The following is a 19,093-nucleotide window of genomic DNA, read 5'->3' on the forward strand; positions in this document are numbered from 1 at the left end:
CTTATTCGCTGCGCGGATCGAGAACGTCGCGCAGACCGTCCCCCAACAGATTGAACGCCAGGCTGACCAGCATGATGGTCGCCCCCGGCACGGCTACCAGCCACCAGCACTCGAGCATGTAGCGACGCCCGGTGGAAATCATCGCGCCCCACTCCGGCAGCGGTGCCTGGGCACCAAGGCCGAGGAAGCCCAGCGCAGCGGCGGTGAGAATGATGCTGGCCATGTTCATGGTCAGGCGGATGATCACCGACGACATGCACATCGGCATGATGTGGCGAAAGATGATGCGCGACGACGAGGCGCCCTGCAGCTGTACCGCGACCACGAAATCGGCGTTGCGCAGCGACAGGGTTTCCGCCCGGGCCAGACGTGCGATGGGCGGCCAGGAAGTCAGCGCGATGGCGATGACCGCATGCTCCAGGCCTGGGCCCAGTGCAGCGATGAAGGCCAGCGCCAGCACCAGGCTGGGGAACGAGATGAAGATGTCGGTGATGCGCATGAACAACGCATCCACGAAGCCACCGAAGTAGCCGGAAATGGTGCCGACCAGCAAGCCGATGGGGCCGACGATGATGGTCACCAGACCGATGATGTACAGGGTGATGCGCGAGCCGTAGACCAGCCGGCTGAACACGTCGCGGCCGTACTCGTCGGTGCCGAACCAGTGCGCGGCGCTCGGCGCCTTCAGGGCGTTGCCGAGGTTCTGCACGATCGGGTCGTGGGTGGCGATCCACGGCGCGAAGGCGGCCACCAGGATCAGCAGCATGACCACGCTGGAACCCATCAGCGTCATGGGGTTGCGCAGCAGGTGCTGTATCACACGCACGCTGCTGTGGCAGAACGCCTGGAACGCCGAGACTGGCGTCTGTTCGCCCGTGCGCTTGATGGATGAAGATGAAGAGATGTTGGCAATCATCGTATGCCTCCGGAACTCGGTTCGGGTCGGTAACGGGCACGCTGCCGCGCCCGATCACTCAACGCTGCTTGTACACACCCAGGTAACGCGTCGCCTCGGCGTCGGCACCCTGGAATCCTTTGACGTCAGCCGCGCTGACCACCGGATCGGTCATCTGCGAAATCATCATGATCGGCCCCGCCAGCTCGTCGTAGCGCTGCTGCACGCGGTGATACATGCTCAGCTTGGCGGCTTCGTCGCGCTCCACGCCGAGCTTGTCGATCAGCGTGTTGAGCTCGTCGTCCTGAAACGCAGCGCGCCAGCCCTGGAAGTTGGCGATACCGGCGTCATCGCGGTTGTCCGGGTTGTAAACGAAGGTGCGCAGACTGAAGTAAGGGTGCGGATAACGCTCGGCGCCGCGGGCCACGATGATCTCGAAGTTGCGCGCACGCATGGCGCCATACACCTGATTGCCGGTACCGGTGACGATGCTCGCCTGGATGCCGGCCTGGGCCAGGGTCGACTGCAGGTTCGAGGCGATGTTGACGAACGGCGGCTCGGCCAAGGTACGGATGGTAGTCTTGAACCCCTGCGGGTGGCCGGCCTCGGCGAGCAGCGCCTTGGCGGCGTCGACGTCCAGCGTGTAGCCAGGATCGGGCAGGCGCGCCGTCAGCCCCAGTTGCATGGGCTGCTGGTTGAGCTTGCCGTAATAAGGCATCACCACCTTGTCCAGCCCCTGATAGTCGATCAGCGAACGCACGGCCTTGCGCACGCGGATGTCGTCGAACGGCGCCTGCTTCATGCTCATGGCGACGTAGTACATGGTGCCGCGCTGCAGCGTCTGGATCTGCATGTTGCCCTTGGCGGCCAGCGCCTGGACGTCGGACGCGGCCATGCCGTAGCCCATGTCCAGGTCACCGCGCTCGAGCATCAGGCGCAGCGATTGCGATTCGGTGATATGGCGGATCAGTACGCGCTTGAGCTTGGTGGCGCCGCCCCAGTAATCGGCGAACGCGGTCATCACCAGGGTGTCGTTGGCACGCCAGGAGCTGAGGGTGAACGGGCCACTGCCCGCTTCGTTGGTGACCAGCCAGGCAGCGCCCAGATCGCCGTCCTTTTCATGTTCGAGCACGGTCTTGCGATCCAGCACCACGGCGCTTGGCGACGTGGCCAGGGTGTCGATCACCAGCAGCGGGTCGGTCGGCTGCGGCAGCTCGATGACCAGCGTCGAATCGTTCTCGGCGCGGATCAGTTGCCCAATGTTGTCCAGGGTGTAGCCGTAGGCCTTCCAGGTGGTGGCCAGGCCGAAGTTGAGTTTCAGCACCCGATACAGCGACCAGGCGACGTCCTCGGCGGTCAGCGCATTGCCGGAATGGAAGCGCACGTCATCGCGCAGGTGGAAGGTCAGCCGGCGACCGTCTTCGCTGACGTCCCAGCGCTCGGCCAATTGCGGGATGTGCGCGTCGGGGCTGCCGTCCTTGCGCAACACCAGGGTGTCGTACAGGTTGGCGTTGATGCCCGAGGCATCGAGCCCAGGCGCGTTGGCCGGGTCGATGGAGAACAGATTGGCCATGCTCATGCCGACGATCAGTTGATCGTCCGGGGTCTTGGCCTGGGCGGTCAGCAGCGGAGCGCTACACAGCAGCGCACCGAGCACGCCGCAGAGCAGCGTGGAGCGAAACGATTTCATGCGGATGTCCCTATTGTAATTATTGAAGGGCTGCAATCGAGTGGGTCGGGTCAGCGGGTGCGCGGGTCGAACACCTTGTACAGCGCATCGCTGAGCAGATTGAGACCGACGAAGATGAAGCCGATCACCAACACGCAGCCCATCACCGCGTTCATGTCACCGAGCAGCAGGCTGCTGGTCAGGTACTGGCCAAAGCCGGGCCAGGCGAACACCGTCTCGATCAGCACCGCACCTTCGAGCAACGAGCCATAGGCCAGCGCCACCACGGTGAGCAGCTGCACGAGGATGTTGCGGAAGGCATGGCCCCAGATCACCTTGCGCCGCGACAGGCCCTTGACCCGAGCGGTGAGAATGTACTCCTGGGAAAGCTGCTCGAGCATGAAGCTGCGGGTCATGCGGCTGATGTAGGCTACCGAGTTGAGGCCCAGGATCAGCGCCGGCAGGAGGATGTGCTTGAGGGCACTGGAAAAGGCATCCCAGTCGCCAGCGATGGCACTGTCGATCAGCAGCATGCCGGTCACCGAGGGCACCATGCCGTCGTAGGCCAGATCGATACGCCCGGCACCACCCGCCCAGCCGAGCCAGGCATAGAACACCAGCAGGCCCATCATGCCGAGCCAGAAGATCGGCGTGGAATAACCGAACAGGGTCACCACACGCGCCAGGTGATCACCGATACGGCCCTGGTTGGCCGCCGCGAATACGCCCAGCGGCAGGCCGAGCACCACACCGAAGATGATCGCCAGCGTGGCCAGCTCGATGGTCGCCGGGAACACCCGGGCGATGTCCTCGATCACCGGGTGGCCGGTGAGCAGCGCATTGCCGAAATTGCCCTGGGCAAGATCGCGCAGGTAGTAGCCGAACTGCACCAGCAGCGGCCGGTCCAGGCCCATGGCCTGATAGACCTGGTCGTAGGTGGAACTGTCGGCATCCGGGCCGACCACCGCCAGCACCGGATCGAGTGGCATCACTCGGCCGATGAAGAAAGTCATCGCCAGCAAGCCCAGCAGGGTCATCAGCACCGCGCCGAAACGGCGTGAAGTGCCGCCCATCCGCGTGCCGAAGAAAGACGCAGTCGAAGCAAACATAACAGGCTCCCGATTGATCGCGCTCGTTCGTCTAAGCAGGGGCGGCGCTACGCCGCCCGGGGGCTCAACGATCCTTGTGCACATCCTTGTAGCGCGTGGTCGCCGCGCTGTGACCGATATAGCCGACCACGTCGTGGTAGATCACCACCGTGTCGGTCATCTGCGAAATCGGCATGATGGCGCCGACCTGCTCGTCGTAGAGGTTTTGAAACTGGTGATACAGATCCATCTGGGTCTGCTTGTCCGGCTCTACCTCGGCCTTTTCGATCAGCGCATTGAGCTCGGGGCTGTAGAACGAGGTACGCCAGCCCTGGAAGTTGCTCAGCTTGGCTTCGTCACGGTTGTCCGGGTTGTAGACCAGGGTGCGCAGGCTGGAATGCGGGTGACGCTCAGCGCCGCCACCGCCACGACCGACGATGATGTCGAAGGTGCGTTCACGCATGGAGCCGTACACCTGAGTGCCGGTGCCGGTGACGATGCGCGCCTTGATGCCGGCCTGAGCCAGGGTCGATTGCACGCTGGAGGCGATATTGATGAACGGGGGTTCCGCGAGTACACGGATAGTGGTCTGGAAGCCGTCCGGGTAGCCGGCTTCGGCCAGCAGCTTCTTGGCTTCCTCGACGTTCAGGCGATAGCCGGGATCATCCAGACGCGCGGGCAGGCCGAGCGGCATCGGGCGCTGGTTGAGGGTGCCGTAATGCGGCATCACCACCTCATTGATGCCCTGATAATCGATCAACGAACGGACCGCCTTGCGCACGCGGGCGTCAGCGAACATCGGCTGCTTGGTGCTCAGCGCCAGGTAGTAGAGCGTGCCGCGCTGCACGGTCTGGGTCTTGACCTTGTCCGAACTGCTCAGGGCCGTGATGTCCGGTGCCGACATGCCACGGGCGATATCCAGGTCGCCCCGCTCGACCATCAGGCGCAGCGACTGCGACTCGGTCATGTTGCGCATCACCACGCGCTTGAGCTTGGCTGGGCCGCCCCAATAGTCCTCGAAACGGGTCATCAGAATCACGTCATTGGCGCGCCATGCGTTGAGCACGAATGGTCCGCTGCCCGCCGCATTGGTGGTCAGCCAGGCACCGCCCATATCGCCATTCTTGTCGTGCTTGAGCACCTCTTTCTTGTCGAGGATGAATGCACTGGGCGAGGTGGCCAGGGTATTGAGCACCAGCATCGGATCGGTCGGGCGAGCCAGCTCGACCACCACGGTGTGGTCGTCAGGGGCGCGGATCTGCTGCTCGACGTTATCGGCGGTGAAGCCGTAAGCCTTCCAGGTCGAGGCCAACGCCAGGTTGAGCTTGAGCACGCGCTGCAACGACCAGATCACATCCTGGGCGGTCAGCTCGTTGCCGGAGTGGAACTTGACGCCGCTGCGCAGGTGGAAGGTCAGCGTCTTGTGGTCATCGCTGACTTCCCAGCGTTCGGCCAGGGCCGGTACCAGGTTGTCCGGCGCGGCAGCGTCCTGCACCAGCAGCATGTCGTACAGGTTGGCGTTCACCTCGGACACGTCCAGGCCAGTAGCGGCAGCCGGATCGAGGGACAGCAGGTTGATCATGCTCATGCCGACGATGAGCTGATCGGCAGGGGTCTTGGCCTGCACCGTGGTCACGGAGCCCAGGGCCAGGGTAGCGGCCAGCAGGCCCGCGACCAGATGCGGAATTGGTTTGATCATGAGATAGCCTTCTTATAGTTATTCGACTCTCAGAAACAGCGCAGCCGCGTGCGGCTGCGCACCGGTGCATCAGTACCGGTTGACGGTGTTCGTCTCGATGTAGGCGAAGTTGATGTCTTCGCCCAGACCCGGACGATCCGGCAGGTGCACGTAGCCATCGCTGTCCATCGGGTCGACGATGCTGTTCAGATAGGCAGGCACGTCGTCGTAGTTGAGGAACGGGTGCAGCAGGCCGCGCTCGTACCAGTCACAGTTCTTGATCGCACCGACCACCGCCAGGTTGGCGGCGCCGTTGCCGTGAATCTCGCAGTGCATGCCATAGGATTCGGCCAGGTGCGCGACCTTCAGGCACGGCGCGATACCGCCGACCCCGGCCACGCCGGCGCGCAGGATGTCACAGGCGCCCTGCCCGACCCAACTGGCACGGCTCATGTACTTGCCACCAAGGGATTCCGGCCCCAGCACCGGGATGTCCAGGTTGGCCGCCAGCCAGGCATAGGACTCGGCGGACTCCTCCATCATCGGCTCTTCGAACCAGGCGAAGTCGAGCTTTTCCAGTTCGCGGCCGATGTACAGCGCGTCGGTGCGGCTATACCAGTGATAACCGTCGAGCATCAGGGCGATATCCGGGCCGACCGCCTCACGCACAGCGGCGCAGGCACGCACGTCCATCTTCGGATCCGGCGCGAAGGAGATCGGTGGCATCCAGGTGTGCAGCTTGATCGCCTTGTAGCCACGGGCGACCAGTTGCTCGGCGAAGCGGCCGTACTCCTCGGGAGTCGACAGGCCGCCCGGCAGGTCATCGCCGCACATGGTCGACCCATAGGCCAACACCTTGTCGCGATAGCCACCAATCAGCTTGTGCACCGGCTGCTTGAATTTGCGCCCCGCCCAATCCCACAGCGCCTGCTCGACGAGCGCCAGTGCGCGGTCGGTCAACTGACTGGCACTGCCGCGCTGCCAGTGAGCGAGGTCCTGCCAGATCTTCTCGCGATCCATGACGTTCTGCCCAATCAGCACCTTGCGTACGAAGCTGTCGATGATGTGCGGACGAATCAGCTCGGGCGCGCCAAAGGCATAGCCTTCCACGCCGTCTTCGGTGGCGATGCGCAACAGCGCCATCTTGGCCAGGGATTCGTCGCCCGGGTGGGCATGACCGGCAGCATCGACGCTGCGACGAGTGGGGTAGGTGAAAACCTCGACATTGACCTGAGTGATCTTCATTGAACGCGCCTTGGATCTTGTGATTATTTGAGTGGCCCGATGTATGTTGTCATACAGCGAATGACCCGATAATTGCGCCAATCCCAAACGCTGTCAAGAACCTGTAAAGAAGAAAATCATCCCTCGCAAAGATGTGAAATGGCCATCACGCACTCCCGTCAACGCCAAATGAAATCAATTAAAAACCTGTAAATTCATATATTTATTTAAAAATAACCACGAATTCAAAGCGGGCAATGAAAAATATAGGCCCTCCCTTGAATGCCAGAAATTTCCACAACCGCGGGGCTGCGCGTCAAAAAGATGAGCGGGGCCAGTCCGCCGAAAAAGGACAACTCAGGGAGGTTGTCGTACAGCGTAATTTCACATGGTGGGAATCGTAGGCACAAAAAAACCGCGCATTGCGCGGTTTCTGAGCCAGCCTGGAATCAGCGTTTGGCGATGATATACACGGCGTGAATGATGCCCGGGAAATAGCCGCACAGGGTCAGCAGGATATTCAGCCAGAAAGCGCCGCCGAAGCCGACCTGCAGGAAAACGCCCAGAGGCGGAAGAAGAATGGCGATCAGAATGCGGATCAGGTCCATGGTGTACGTCCTATTGAAGTGGGCCCGGCTGGGCTATACCCCACAATCGACTGGCGCCACCGGCATCCGGTTCAAGGAAAATCACATCGCCATCAACCTCATGCAACGCGGTGCAGTGCCTATCCGCGCAAGCGCCACGTGCGATCGGGAGACAGCTATAGTGTTCTGGCTTGCCAACACCCCCTTCCACTCCTGATCAAGGGAACCCCCATGAGCAAGACCTACAACGTCGCCGTACTGGTCGGTAGCCTGCGCAAAGCATCGATCAACCGCAAACTCGCCTTGGCACTGGCCGACCTGGCACCGCAGAACCTGAGTCTGAAAATCGTCGAAATTGGTGATCTGCCCTTGTATAACGAAGACATCGACGTCGATCCGGCACCCGCTGCTTACAGCCACTTCCGCGCCCAGGTGAAGGCGGCGGATGCCGTGCTGTTCATCACCCCGGAGTACAATCGCTCGATCCCCGCCCCTCTCAAGAATGCCGTCGACGTAGGTTCGCGTCCCTACGGCCAGAGCGCGTTCAGCGGCAAGCCGGCTGGCGTGGTCAGCGCCTCCCCTGGCGCAGTGGGCGGTTTCGGCGCCAACCATCAACTGCGCCAGGCGCTGGTGTTTCTCGACATGCCCCTGCTGCAACAGCCGGAAGCCTACCTGGGCGGCGCCGGCAACTTCTTCGATGAAAGCGGCAAGCTGAGCGACGGTATCCGGCCGTTCCTGCAGAAATTCATCGACACCTATGCCGCCTGGGTCGAGACGACCGCCAAAGGTTGAGCCCTGCCGACAGGGAGCCCAACTGCCGGGCTCCTTCCAATTGAAAAAGCCTCTCAATCAGGTCTAGAGTACCGCCTTTGCCGGGCCAGACGATTTGCGTCTGCAGTACGACGAGGCGCAACCATGAACGATTCGGCCGAGAAGCTGGATATCTTCCTGTCCTGCCGCAGGGCATTGGTCAACTATGCGGCGCAGATCACCCAGGACCGGGATCGTGCCGAGGATGTCGTTCAGGAAGCCTATCTGCGCCTGCATCCCCTGCAGCGCCCCGAGCTGCAAGCCATCGAACAGCCCGTCGCTTACCTCTATCGCATCGTGCGCAACCTTGCCCTCGACATGCGCCTGAGCGAGGCCCGCGAGCAGCGCCGCCACGCCATGCCGCCGGACTGGCTGCTGCCGACCCTGGTCGCCAGCCCCGAAGAGGCCTGCCTGCACAGCGATGAGCTGGAGCACCTGTCCAGTGCCCTGGCGGACCTGCCGGAGCAAAGCCGCCGCGCGCTCGAGATGCATCGCCTGGGCGGCAAGACCCTGGCGCAGATCGCCGAACAGCTGGGCGTGTCCCTGGCCACGGCTCATCGCCTGGTACGCGATGCGCTGGTACGCCTGGCCCGCGCCCTGCCCGGTGATGACACGCGGGACCAGCAGCGTGACTGACTCTGCGGGCAACACGGACGACCTGCTCGAACAGGCCGCCGACTGGCACCTGCGCCTCAGCGAAACGCCGAGCGCACGCAAGGATTTCGAACGCTGGCTGGCGCAGGGCCCGGAGCATCTGCATGCCTGGCAACAGATCGAGCGAGTGTGGGGAGGCATCGCGCAACTGCGCGAACCCCCGACACAAACCGCTCGCCCGGCCAACCCCCCGCCGCGACGCAAACGTCGCTGGCTGCCCGCGGCACTGGCGGCCGGCATCGCTGCGCTGGCGATCCTCACTTATCCCCAGGCCGCACTGCACTGGCAGGCCGACTACATCACCGCAGCGGGGGAAACCCGCACGGTGACCCTGGCCGACGGCTCGCTGGTCACCCTCGGCCCGCGCAGTGCCTTGCGCAGCGAATATCGCAGCGAGCGCCGTGATCTGCAGCTACTGGCCGGCCAGGCGTTCTTCGATGTACAGCGCGATGTCGAGCGGCCCTTCGTGGTCCAGGCCGGCAGCAGCGCAGTGCGGGTACTCGGCACCGCGTTCGAAGTCGACCTGAGCGAACGTTATCTGGACGTCGCCGTAGAGCGCGGTCTGGTGCGCGTAAGCAGCCAGGTCGATGGCGCCAGCAGCGAAGATGACCTCCACCCTGGTGAAGGCCTGCGCCAGGACAGATTCAGCGGAACCCTGCAGCATCTGCGGGTCGACAGTGAGCGCGTAGCCATCTGGCGGCGTGGCCAGTTGTTCGTGGAAAACGCCAGCGTCAGCGAAATTCTCGAGCAGATGCGCCGCTACACGCCGGGCTGGATCGTGCTCGCCGACCCGGCTCTGGCGCAGCGCCGCCTCACTGGCATCTACGACATGCGCGACCCGGATCGCGCCCTCGGCGCCCTGGCTCAATCGCTGGCGGTACCCAGCCGGCGCATGACGCCCTGGATCCGCGTGCTGGGAACGCCTTGATCGCACCGCGCGGCGGACCATCAGAAAAAAATCCCTCGGCGATGAAAAAAATTGCCGAGGGTGTCGTCTTTACAATCGTAAATTTGAGAATCCCTCTCAAACGTTAACGATATGTATGAAGGACGACAGCATGCTGGTGCCGCGTTTGCGCTTTTCTCCTCGACTCGTCTTGCGTTTCGGCATCGGCTGCTTCGCCGCCCCCTGCCTGCTGCTCGGCTCGCCTCTGGGCATGGCACAGAGCGCCTTGCAGGCGCCAGGCAGCGGCGAAGACCAGCAACGCCATGCCTTCTCCATCAGCAGCCAACCGCTGGCCTCGGCGCTCGCCACCTTCGGCAGCCAACGGGGCATCCAGGTCAGTTTCGACGCGCGCCTTGCCGATGGCCTGAGCGCACCGGCGGTACAGGGCAACTACAGTGAGCGACAGGCGCTCACCCTGTTGCTGCAAGGCTCCGGCCTGGGCTGGACGCTCACCCCGGAGCGCACCCTGCTACTGTTCCCGCAGGACAACAGCGGCTCACTGTCCCTGGCGCCGTCGACCATCAGTGCCAGCGGCGAGCACGAGTATGCCGATGGCCCGGTCAGCGGTTACCGCGCCACCCGCAGTGCCACGGGCAGCAAGACCGACAGCGCCCTGCGTGACATTCCACAGTCCATTCAGGTGGTGCCTCGTCAGGTTCTCGAGGACCAGCAGCTCAACCAGTTGGCCGACGCTCTGGTCAACGTCAGCAGCGTGCAACGCGGCAACTCCCACGGAGGTTCCACCGAGAGCTTCGTGGTGCGTGGTTTCCACTCTCGCACCTACGCGGTCGACGGCATGCTGATGAACCCGCTGGTGTCGCGCCCTGAGGTGATCAGCGATCTGGTCAACGTCGAGCGCGTGGAAGTGCTCAAGGGCCCGGCCTCGGTGCTTTACGGCCAGGGCGACCCCGGCGGGCTGATCAACCTGGTGACCCGCAAACCGACGTTCACGCCGGAGACCCGGATCAAGGCCCAGGCCGGCAGCGAAGACTTCTATCGCCTGGAGGTCAACGCCAGCGGCCCGCTGGACGAAGCGAAAACCCTCGCCGGGCGTATCGCCATCGCCGGGCAGACCGAAAGCAGCTTCCGCGATACCTTTCGCGACAACCGCCATACCTACATATCCCCCACGTTGCGCTGGGAGCCAACCGAATACACCCGGGTCGATGGCGGTCTGGAATACACCAACCAGACCAGCCAGTTCGACCGCGGCGTGATTCCGCAAAACGGCCGCATCAGCATGAAGCCGGAGCGCTTCCTGCACGAGCCCTGGTCCCACGACGACGCCAGGAAGGTCGCCGCCTGGTGGCGTGTCGAGCATGACGTCAATGACTGGCTGACCCTGCGCCAGGCGACCCGCTGGGACGAGTCGGATAAACAGCGCTACGTCGTCGACCTGCGCGACATGCGCGCCGACGGCCGCACCCTGCGCCGCCGCGCCACCGACGGCAAGGAAGCCGTACGCACTCTGGACATGCAGTTCGAGGCCATCGCTCGTTTCGCCACGGGCGGCCTGCAGCATACGGCCCTGGTCGGCTTCGAATACCTCGAAGGTGATCGCCATGCTGGCAGCGACCGCGCCCCGCTGGCCGATATCGATATCTACGAGCCGGTCTACGGCGCGGTACCCGGCACGTTCACCTATGGCGGCGGCTCGGAGTACGAGCTGGAAACCCAGAGCCTGTATCTGCAGGATCAGATCGACCTGAGCAGCCAGTGGAAACTGCTGGTCGGGGCACGCTACGACAGCACACGGCAGAAAAACCTGACCATCGAAGACGACTACAGCGAGGTTCCTACCAACCTCGATCCGGAAAAGGTCTCCCCGCGCGTCGGCCTGGTCTACCAGCCCAACGATCAATTGTCGCTCTATGCCAGCTACAGCACCTCGTTCGTCCCCCAGGGCGATATCGATCGCTCAGGGCGGCCGCTGGATCCAGAGGAAGGCAAGCAGTTCGAAGTGGGCGCCAAGGTCGAGCTGATTCCACAACGATTGAGCGCCACACTGGCAGTGTTCCAGCTAACCCGCGAAAACGTCGCCAGTACCGATCCGGAAAATGAAGATCGCTCCATCCAGACCGGCGAACAGCGCGTGCGCGGCGTAGAACTGGATATCGTCGGCGAACCGCTGGACGGCTGGCACATCATTGCCAACGCCAGTGTGCTCAACGCCGAGCTGACCAAGCACACCCCCACCGCTGACTCACTGGTGCGAGAAGGCAACAAGCTGCAGGGCGTACCGACCCTGAGCGGCTCGCTGTGGAGCAGCTACCAGTTGCAATCGGGCAACCTGAAGGGGTTGGGCTTCGGTGCGGGAGTAATCGCCGTTGGCGCCCGCGAAGGCAATCTGGAGAACAGCTACGACGTCTCCGGCTACACGCGCTTCGACGCCAGCCTGTTCTACGACCTCAGCGAAGAGGTTCGCGTCTCGCTCAATGGACGCAACCTCACCGACCGCGAGTATCTGGAAACCGTGGCCTCCACCGATGGCAACTACTACGGCGAACCGGCCTCGCTGCTGGCCACCATCAGCGCGAAATTCTAGCCATGCACGACACCTTCACGGCCCGGGAGCTGGCCGCGGCGTACGGGCGGGTGCTGCACAAGCGTCTGCTGATCTGCGCGGCACTGCTGGTGGCGGTGTTCATCAGCCTGGTGCTGGATATCGCCATCGGCTCCACGCTGTTTTCGCCTGGTGAAGTGCTGGGTGCGCTGTTCACACCCCAGATGGTGGATATCGACACGCAGGTGATCGTCCGCGAACTGCGGCTGCCCTTCGCGTTGATGGCGGTGCTGGTCGGCGTGGCCCTCTCGCTGGCCGGTGCGGAAATGCAGACCGTGTTGGGTAATCCCCTGGCCGATCCCTTCACCCTCGGTCTGTCCTCCGCCGCCTCGCTCGGAGCGGCGCTGGCCATCGTCCTCAACCTGGGCATTCCCGGTGTACCGGATAGCGCCCTGGTGACCCTGAACGCCTTCTTCTTCGCCTTCGCCTCGGTGCTCCTGCTACAGGGCGTCGCGCGCCTGGCTGGCGGCGTGCAGACCCTGCTGCTGTTCGGTATCGCGCTGGTGTTCTGCTACAACGCGCTGGTCGCTCTGCTGCAATACATCGCCTCACCCGACGCCCTGCAACAACTGGTGTTCTGGAGCCTCGGCAGCCTGACCCGCTCCAGTTGGCCTGCCGTGCAGACCCTGGCGCTGGTGGTGGTGCTGACCATTCCCTTCAGCCTGCGCGCGGCCTGGCCACTGACCGCCCTGCGCCTCGGCGAGGAGCGTGCGCTGACCCTGGGTATCGATGTCGGCCGCCTGCGTTTCGGCTCGCTGCTGCGCATCAGCCTGCTGGCCGCCACGGCGGTGGCCTTCGTCGGCACCATCGGTTTCATCGGCCTGGTCGGCCCGCATATCGCACGCCTGCTGATCGGCGAAGATCACCGCTTCTTCCTGCCGGTCAGCGCGCTGGTCGGTGCACTGGTGATGTCCCTCGCCTCGATCGCCAGCAAGCTGGTGATTCCTGGCGTGATCCTGCCGGTGGGTATCGTCACCGCACTGATCGGCGTGCCGCTGTTCATGACGCTGCTGCTGCGCCAGGGGCGGCGCCCATGACTGCGCCGGCCCTGACGATTGCCGGGCTGCAGGTGCACTGCCGTGGCACGCGGATTCTCCATGGCATCGATCTGCCCGCCATCGAGCCGGGGACACTGGTGGCGCTGGTCGGCCCCAATGGCGCAGGCAAGTCCACGCTGCTACGCAGCCTGGCAGGGCTGTTGCCCACGACCGGCAGCCTGCGCCTGGGCGACTTCGATCTGCTGCGCTGCTCGCGCCGCGAGCGCGCGCAGCAGATGGGTTTCATGCCCCAGCAATTGCCCGATGGTATCGCCATGAGCGTACTGGAAACCCTGCTCGGCGCTCTGCATGCCGGGCAGACTGGTCAAACGCCGGGCGCCATACAGCGAGCCCATGGCGTGCTGGAGCAGCTTGGCATCGTGCACCTGGCCATGCGCCCGCTCGAGCAGTTGTCCGGAGGCCAGCGGCAATTGGTGAGCCTGGCCCAGGCGATGATTCGCGAGCCATCGCTGCTGCTGCTCGACGAACCCACCAGCGCCCTCGACCTGCACCACCAGAACCGGGTGATGGGGACCGTGCGCGGTCTCGCCGACCAGGGCCGCATCGTCGTCGTGGTGCTGCATGACCTGGCCCTCGCCGCGCGCTGGGCGGATCGCCTGGTGGTGCTCGCCAATGGCCGCGTGCAGGCCACCGGCGGCCCACAGGAAACGCTCACCCCGTCGCTGCTGGCGAACGTCTACAAGGTCGATGCTCGGGTCGAAACCTGCAGCCGTGGGCACCTGCAAATTGCCGTGGATGCTTCGCTGTGACGCTTCGTGCTGCGCTGTCGGTGATCCTGCTGCTGACGGGCGCTGCCGTCCAGGCCGATGACTATCCACGCACCGTGATCGACCTCGCCGGCCGTGAGGTGCGCATCGAGGCACCGCCGCAGCGGATCCTGCTGCAGGACAGCAATGACCTGCTGGCCCTGGCCATTCTCGAACGTGAAGCGCCACTGGCCCGCGTGGTGGCCTTCAACAACAACCTGCGCGGCTCGGATCCCAGCCTCTGGCAACTGCTGATGGAACGCTGGCCAGCTGCCGCCCAGATACCGACACTGGGCTTTTCCTCCGCCGGGGATGTGGATATCGAGCGCGTCATTCGCCTTCACCCGGACTTGCTGGTGGTGCGTCTGGAGGCCCGGCCGGCCGTGGAAAACAGCGTGCTTGGCAGCCTGCTCGAACGCCTGGGCATCCCGTTGATCTACGTCGACAGCCAGGATGACCCGCTACGCAACGTACCGCGCAGCCTGTTGCTGCTCGGTGACGTACTGAATCGCCAGGCTCGCGCGCGGGCCTACGTCGACGCCTATCAGGCAAAACTCCACGACTTGCAGCGACGCAGCCGTGACCTCCCCAAACCCCGGGTGTTCATCGAAGCCCGAGCGGGCCAGGCCGGCAGCGGTAGCTGTTGCCATACCCAGGGCGACAAGGGCTGGGGGGCGATGGTCAAGGCGCTCGGCGCGACCAATCTGGGCTCGCGGCTGCTGCTTGGCGACTCCGGAGACGTCGCCCTGGAGATGCTTATCCGCAGCAAACCGGATCATTACGTGATGACCGGCACTCAGCGCCTGCGTGAAGGCGTGGGTGCTTTGCCATTCGGCTATCGTGCCGACCCAGGCGCCGTGCAGGATCATCTTCACCGCCTGCTGCAACGGCCGGGCTTCGAGCGCGTCCGCAAGGCGCCGAACCACTGCGTCCATGGCCTTTACCATCAGTTCTACAACAGCGTGTTCAACGTCATCGGCGTCGAATACCTGGCCAGCATGCTCTGGCCGCAAGCCTTCGCCGACCTCGATGCGCAGGCCAGCTATCGCGCCTGGATCGCTCGCTTCACCGAACTACCCGACGCGCCACTGGTATTCTCCGCCCGCCACTGCGGCATCGATGAGGCAACCCCATGAAAACCCTGCTAAGCACCCTGCGCACATGGGCCAAGGCGCTCAAACGTCAGATCATCCTGCTCTGGCTCTGCTGCCGTCAGCCCGACATGCCCTGGCCAGCCAAGCTGGTGGGCATCGCCGTGGTGTTGTATGCCGTCAGCCCGGTGGACCTGATCCCGGATTTCATTCCGGTGCTCGGCCTGCTCGACGACTTGCTGCTGTTGCCGCTGGGCATCGCTCTGGCCGTGCGCCTGACGCCTGCCGAGTTGATCCAGCGTTGTCGCCCGCAAGCCGAACGCCTGGCCGACACGCGCATCGGCGGGCGTGGTCGCTGGGTGGCGGCGGCAATCATCGTGGCGCTCTGGGTGCTGCTCGCAGCACTGGTCTGGCGCGGGCTTCGAGGATGACAACGATCAGATGAAGAGCAGGGCCGACGCCTCGGCAGGCGGGCTGGCAGTTGGACGATAGGCAATGCATCGGCAGCGGCCATGAAACACGTCATCGGGTGAGACTGACTTTATTCGCCCCAAAAAGAAAACCCCGCCGAGGCGGGGTTTTTCAGTCTGTATCCTGACATCCTTGATCAGCACGCCATCCTGGCAGCGTCCCACGTATCCCTGTCTGTTTCAGTGCGCTTCCTGCGCTAAGTCCTTGAAGTGAAGATTACGCTTCGCCTGCAAATGCCAATAGTGGCTAAAGGCAGAACTGCGTGTAAGCATTGGCCTACACGCTGCAGACCAACGACAGCGCGGACCACACCCCGTCAGAACTGCTCGGCATCGAGCAGGTACAGGCTCTCGCTGCCAGCGCTCACCGACGCACTCAGGGAATGGATGCGTGGCAGCAGGCGAGCGAAGTAGAAACGCGCGGTGCCCAGCTTGCTGGCGTAGAAATCCTCCTGCCCTTCCTTGCCCAGTGCCGCCTTGGCCATCATTGCCCACATGTAGGCGTAGGCGGTGTAACCGAACAGGTGCAGGTACTCCACCGAGGCCGCGCCGATCTCGTTGGGGTTGCTCCGTGCGCGCTCGAGCAGTGCCGTGGTTTGCGCCTCCAGAATGGCGACCGCGGCCAGCAGCGGCTCGCTGAACTCGGCAGGCGGAGCATCCGCGGCGCTGGCGAAGGCACGAATCTCATCGGTGAAATGCTGGGAGAAGGCGCCACCACTGCCAACCACCTTGCGACCGACCAGATCCAGCGCCTGGATACCATTGGTGCCTTCGTAGATCTGCGTGATGCGGCAGTCGCGAACCAGTTGTTCCTGGCCCCACTCCCGCACGTAGCCATGCCCACCGAACACCTGCTGGCCGTGAAGGGTGGTTTCCAGGCCGAGATCGGTCAGGAACGCCTTGGCCACCGGAGTCAGCAGCGCCACCAGTTCTTCGGCGCGCTTGCGGGTGATCGCATCTTCGCTGAACTTGGCGGTGTCGAGCTGCATGGCGACGTAGCTGGAGAAGGCACGTCCACCCTCGTTGAGGGCCTTCATGGTCAGCAACATACGGCGCACATCCGGATGGACGATGATCGGGTCGGCCGCCTTGTCCTTGGCCACGGCACCAGTTGGCGCACGGCTCTGGATACGCTCGCGGGCATATTCGATGGCGCTCTGGTAGGAACGCTCACCGGTCGACAGCCCCTGGATGCCGACCCCCAGTCGCTCGTAATTCATCATGGTGAACATGGCGGCCAGGCCGCGGTTCGGCGCGTCGATGATGTAACCGGTGGCACCATCGAAGTTCATTACACAGGTACTCGATGCCTTAATGCCCATCTTGTGCTCGATGGAGCCACAGGACAGCGCGTTGCGCTCACCCAGCGAGCCATCGGCATTGACCATGAACTTGGGCACCAGGAACAGCGAAATGCCCTTGGGGCCAGCCGGTGCATCTGGCAGCTTGGCCAGCACCAGGTGAATGATGTTCTCGGTCAGATCGTGCTCACCACCGGTGATGAAGATCTTGGTGCCGCTGACCTTGTAGCTGCCATCGGCCTGAGGCTCGGCCTTGGTACGGATGATGCCCAGATCGGTACCGGCATGGGGCTCGGTCAGGCACATGGAACCGGCCCAGACGCCGGCATACATGTTCGGCAGATAAGCCTGCTTCAGCTCTTCGCTGGCGTGTGCATTGATCGACAGACAGGCTCCGGCCGTGAGCATCGGGTAGAGGCCGAACGACAGGCTGGACGAGTTGACCATTTCCTCGACCTGGGCAGATATCACCTTGGGCATGCCCATGCCGCCGAACTGCGGATCGCCACCGACACCGACCCAGCCACCCTCGGCATACGCCCTGTAGGCCTCGATGAATCCGGCTGGCGTGGTGACCACGCCATCGGCCCACGAACAGCCCTCTTCGTCACTCGCCCGGTTCAAGGGCGCGATCATGCCTGCGGTGATCTTGCCCGCTTCTTCGAGGATCGCGTTGGCGGTCTCCTCATCGACGACCTCGGCCAGGGCTGGCAACTGCGCCCACAATGTTGAGACCTGTAAAACCTCGTTGAGCACGAAGCGCATGTCACGCAGGGGAGCTTTGTAATCGGCCATGGGAAGTCCTCGGTAGCACGTTCAGAAGCCGAGTCTAGCCCAACAACTTTTCAGACACATAGGGTCGTGTCGTGACCGGTCAGCCACTGATCGATCACACAGACGATCAGCCGCGCTCGGCCTTCAACTTGACCGCGCCGCGCCGCTGAACCTGACTGCTCACGCAGTTGCGCCCTGCGCTCTTGGCACCATAGAGGGCCTTGTCGGCGGCCTTGAGAACCTCCTCCACGCTGCGCTGCTCCTCGCCACGCTGAGCCACCCCGATACTCACCGTCACGGACACATGGGTGGCAGCGGAACCCCGGCGGCGCTGACGCCCCAACTGGTCGTCGTTCGGGCGCTGCTGGCCATCGCGCAACTGAATCCGGTAGCGTTCGACGGTCTGGCGTATCGCTTCCAGATGCGGCAGGCACTGTTCGATGGTCTTGCCGGGAAACACCAGGGTGAATTCCTCGCCGCCGTAGCGGTAGACCTTGCCACCGCCGCCGACCTTGCGCAGCTGGCTGGCGACCACACGCAGCACCTGATCGCCAACATCGTGACCATGGGTATCGTTGAATTTCTTGAAGTGATCGACATCCGCCATGGCGAGCACGTAGCTGCGCCCCAAGCGCTGCAGCCGCTCGTTAAGCGCCCGACGCCCGGGCAACCCGGTGAGCTCGTCTCGGAAGGCCATCTGGTAGGCCTCGTGCGCCACGCCGACGACGATCATCAGCATCACCACGCTGGACATCACCTGCAGCGCATGAGGCTGGATGAAGGTATTGGGCAGCATCCATAACAGAGCGATCACCCCGACGCACTGCACCGCGTGTACCGGGCGAGGCGTGCGCAGGTACTGCACCAGCAGTGCGACGATGACCAGCAGGAACAGCGGATAGGCCAGTTGCACGAGGCTCATCCACTCGGCATGCAGGGCGGGCCAGCGGATCACCGACAACCACTGCTCGAGCGCTTGCGGATAGCGTCGCGCAAGCGCAGCGGCCACGGCACAAACCGCCAGCAGCACCGCAAGGCGGGCGACCAGATCCTGGATCAGGTGGGTGCGCTCTCGCCACAGAGCGAACAACCCATAGAGCATCGGCAACAGCAGGCTGCAGAGGTGAAAGACCAGGGCCGCATCATCGCGCACCTGACCGAAATCGCGGTAATGATCGGCCTGCTCGTCGAGCACGAAGTAACCCAGATAGAGCACCAGCAGCAGGAACAGCTCGCGTTGCCGGCCGTAGACCACGCAGAAGGTGCCACCGAGCAGCAGCAACAGGGTCGGCAACACATTGAAGAGGGAGGTGAAGAAGTCGGTCAGCGTTGGCAGAGTCGCGGCCAGCAAGCCGCCGCCGAGCAGCAGCAACGCTGGCAGGAAGTGTCCCAAGCGCAAGGCGGTTAGGCGCGACAAGACGAGCTCCGCAATGACCAGAAAGAGACTGGCATTCTGCCTGTATTTGGTCAGCTACGCACGAGGTCCGAGCATCTCACCAGTGCAGGTCGGGCCGCAGCACCTCAGCCGATGCCAGCCTG

At 63.7% G+C, this 19,093-nt stretch carries 16 protein-coding genes; 8 read left to right on the top strand and 8 right to left on the bottom strand.

Annotation, left to right across the window (positions count from 1 at the left end; all coding sequences use genetic code 11):
- Position 1: 1 nt before the first annotated feature.
- From QRN22_RS22470 to QRN22_RS22495, 6 genes are all read right to left on the bottom strand, one after another.
- Positions 2–916 (bottom strand): ABC transporter permease, encoded by a 915-nt coding sequence (locus QRN22_RS22470; protein ID WP_042553329.1) that lies wholly within the window; start codon positions 914–916, stop codon positions 2–4.
- 58 nt (positions 917–974) lie between these two features.
- Positions 975–2,585, bottom strand: a complete 1,611-nt coding sequence (locus tag QRN22_RS22475; RefSeq protein ID WP_042553328.1) for an ABC transporter substrate-binding protein — start codon at positions 2,583–2,585, stop codon at positions 975–977.
- 50 nt (positions 2,586–2,635) lie between these two features.
- Entirely contained in the window at positions 2,636–3,673 is a 1,038-nt protein-coding gene (locus QRN22_RS22480; RefSeq protein ID WP_042553327.1) for an ABC transporter permease, read from the bottom strand.
- A gap of 64 nt (positions 3,674–3,737) precedes the next feature.
- On the bottom strand, positions 3,738–5,351 hold the full coding sequence (locus QRN22_RS22485; RefSeq protein WP_042553326.1) for an ABC transporter substrate-binding protein: 1,614 nt from the start codon (positions 5,349–5,351) through the stop codon (positions 3,738–3,740).
- A 69-nt stretch (positions 5,352–5,420) separates the two neighbouring features.
- Positions 5,421–6,575 carry a mandelate racemase family protein gene (locus QRN22_RS22490; RefSeq protein ID WP_042553325.1) on the bottom strand — a complete coding sequence of 385 codons (1,155 nt, stop codon included), beginning with the start codon at positions 6,573–6,575 and terminating at the stop codon, positions 5,421–5,423.
- A 428-nt stretch (positions 6,576–7,003) separates the two neighbouring features.
- On the bottom strand, positions 7,004–7,162 hold the full coding sequence (locus QRN22_RS22495) for a YqaE/Pmp3 family membrane protein (RefSeq protein ID WP_042553324.1): 159 nt from the start codon (positions 7,160–7,162) through the stop codon (positions 7,004–7,006).
- 210 nt (positions 7,163–7,372) lie between these two features.
- Here QRN22_RS22495 and QRN22_RS22500 point away from each other — a divergent pair, with 210 nt between their 5' ends.
- From QRN22_RS22500 to QRN22_RS22535, 8 genes are all read left to right on the top strand, one after another.
- Positions 7,373–7,933: an NADPH-dependent FMN reductase gene (locus QRN22_RS22500; protein WP_042553322.1), complete on the top strand. Its 561-nt coding sequence runs from the start codon at positions 7,373–7,375 to the stop codon at positions 7,931–7,933.
- 123 nt (positions 7,934–8,056) lie between these two features.
- Positions 8,057–8,587 carry a sigma-70 family RNA polymerase sigma factor gene (locus QRN22_RS22505; RefSeq protein ID WP_042553321.1) on the top strand — a complete coding sequence of 177 codons (531 nt, stop codon included), beginning with the start codon at positions 8,057–8,059 and terminating at the stop codon, positions 8,585–8,587.
- Positions 8,580–9,533: a FecR family protein gene (locus QRN22_RS22510; RefSeq protein ID WP_052493774.1), complete on the top strand. Its 954-nt coding sequence runs from the start codon at positions 8,580–8,582 to the stop codon at positions 9,531–9,533. The genes QRN22_RS22505 and QRN22_RS22510 overlap by 8 nt, the downstream gene beginning before the upstream one ends.
- Before the next feature lie 115 nt (positions 9,534–9,648).
- Positions 9,649–12,096, top strand: coding sequence for a TonB-dependent siderophore receptor (locus QRN22_RS22515; protein ID WP_052493773.1), 2,448 nt, complete (start codon positions 9,649–9,651; stop codon positions 12,094–12,096).
- 2 nt (positions 12,097–12,098) lie between these two features.
- Positions 12,099–13,151 (top strand): FecCD family ABC transporter permease, encoded by a 1,053-nt coding sequence (locus tag QRN22_RS22520; protein WP_042553319.1) that lies wholly within the window; start codon positions 12,099–12,101, stop codon positions 13,149–13,151.
- On the top strand, positions 13,148–13,921 hold the full coding sequence (locus tag QRN22_RS22525) for an ABC transporter ATP-binding protein (protein ID WP_042553318.1): 774 nt from the start codon (positions 13,148–13,150) through the stop codon (positions 13,919–13,921). The genes QRN22_RS22520 and QRN22_RS22525 overlap by 4 nt, the downstream gene beginning before the upstream one ends.
- Complete coding sequence (locus QRN22_RS22530) at positions 13,918–15,054, top strand: ABC transporter substrate-binding protein (protein WP_052493772.1); 1,137 nt, start codon at positions 13,918–13,920, stop codon at positions 15,052–15,054. Before QRN22_RS22525 ends, QRN22_RS22530 begins: the two co-directional genes overlap by 4 nt.
- Positions 15,051–15,440: a YkvA family protein gene (locus QRN22_RS22535; RefSeq protein WP_042553317.1), complete on the top strand. Its 390-nt coding sequence runs from the start codon at positions 15,051–15,053 to the stop codon at positions 15,438–15,440. Before QRN22_RS22530 ends, QRN22_RS22535 begins: the two co-directional genes overlap by 4 nt.
- Positions 15,441–15,796: 356 nt before the next feature.
- Here the strand turns inward: QRN22_RS22535 and QRN22_RS22540 are convergent, their stop codons facing one another.
- The gene (locus QRN22_RS22540) at positions 15,797–17,575 is read right to left on the bottom strand and encodes an acyl-CoA dehydrogenase C-terminal domain-containing protein (RefSeq protein WP_042553316.1); all 1,779 of its coding nucleotides are present in this window, start codon (positions 17,573–17,575) and stop codon (positions 15,797–15,799) included.
- 106 nt (positions 17,576–17,681) lie between these two features.
- On the bottom strand, positions 17,682–18,971 hold the full coding sequence (locus QRN22_RS22545; protein WP_042553315.1) for a GGDEF domain-containing protein: 1,290 nt from the start codon (positions 18,969–18,971) through the stop codon (positions 17,682–17,684).
- Positions 18,972–19,093 lie beyond the last annotated feature (122 nt).

It is taken from the genome of Pseudomonas sp. MEJ086, from assembly GCF_030209025.1.
GTDB lineage: Bacteria > Pseudomonadota > Gammaproteobacteria > Pseudomonadales > Pseudomonadaceae > Aquipseudomonas > Aquipseudomonas fulva_A.

Excerpts from the sequence above, each read along its gene's own strand:
- QRN22_RS22535 (WP_042553317.1), top strand. The coding sequence starts at position 15,051 with ATGAAAACCCTGCTAAGCACCCTGCGCACATGGGCCAAGGCGCTCAAA.
- QRN22_RS22490 (WP_042553325.1), bottom strand. The coding sequence starts at position 6,575 with ATGAAGATCACTCAGGTCAATGTCGAGGTTTTCACCTACCCCACTCGT.
- QRN22_RS22485 (WP_042553326.1), bottom strand. The coding sequence starts at position 5,351 with ATGATCAAACCAATTCCGCATCTGGTCGCGGGCCTGCTGGCCGCTACC.
- QRN22_RS22475 (WP_042553328.1), bottom strand. The coding sequence starts at position 2,585 with ATGAAATCGTTTCGCTCCACGCTGCTCTGCGGCGTGCTCGGTGCGCTG.
- QRN22_RS22520 (WP_042553319.1), top strand. The coding sequence starts at position 12,099 with ATGCACGACACCTTCACGGCCCGGGAGCTGGCCGCGGCGTACGGGCGG.
- QRN22_RS22480 (WP_042553327.1), bottom strand. The coding sequence starts at position 3,673 with ATGTTTGCTTCGACTGCGTCTTTCTTCGGCACGCGGATGGGCGGCACT.
- QRN22_RS22525 (WP_042553318.1), top strand. The coding sequence starts at position 13,148 with ATGACTGCGCCGGCCCTGACGATTGCCGGGCTGCAGGTGCACTGCCGT.
- QRN22_RS22470 (WP_042553329.1), bottom strand. The coding sequence starts at position 916 with ATGATTGCCAACATCTCTTCATCTTCATCCATCAAGCGCACGGGCGAA.
- QRN22_RS22495 (WP_042553324.1), bottom strand. The coding sequence starts at position 7,162 with ATGGACCTGATCCGCATTCTGATCGCCATTCTTCTTCCGCCTCTGGGC.
- QRN22_RS22500 (WP_042553322.1), top strand. The coding sequence starts at position 7,373 with ATGAGCAAGACCTACAACGTCGCCGTACTGGTCGGTAGCCTGCGCAAA.
- QRN22_RS22540 (WP_042553316.1), bottom strand. The coding sequence starts at position 17,575 with ATGGCCGATTACAAAGCTCCCCTGCGTGACATGCGCTTCGTGCTCAAC.
- QRN22_RS22515 (WP_052493773.1), top strand. The coding sequence starts at position 9,649 with ATGAAGGACGACAGCATGCTGGTGCCGCGTTTGCGCTTTTCTCCTCGA.
- QRN22_RS22505 (WP_042553321.1), top strand. The coding sequence starts at position 8,057 with ATGAACGATTCGGCCGAGAAGCTGGATATCTTCCTGTCCTGCCGCAGG.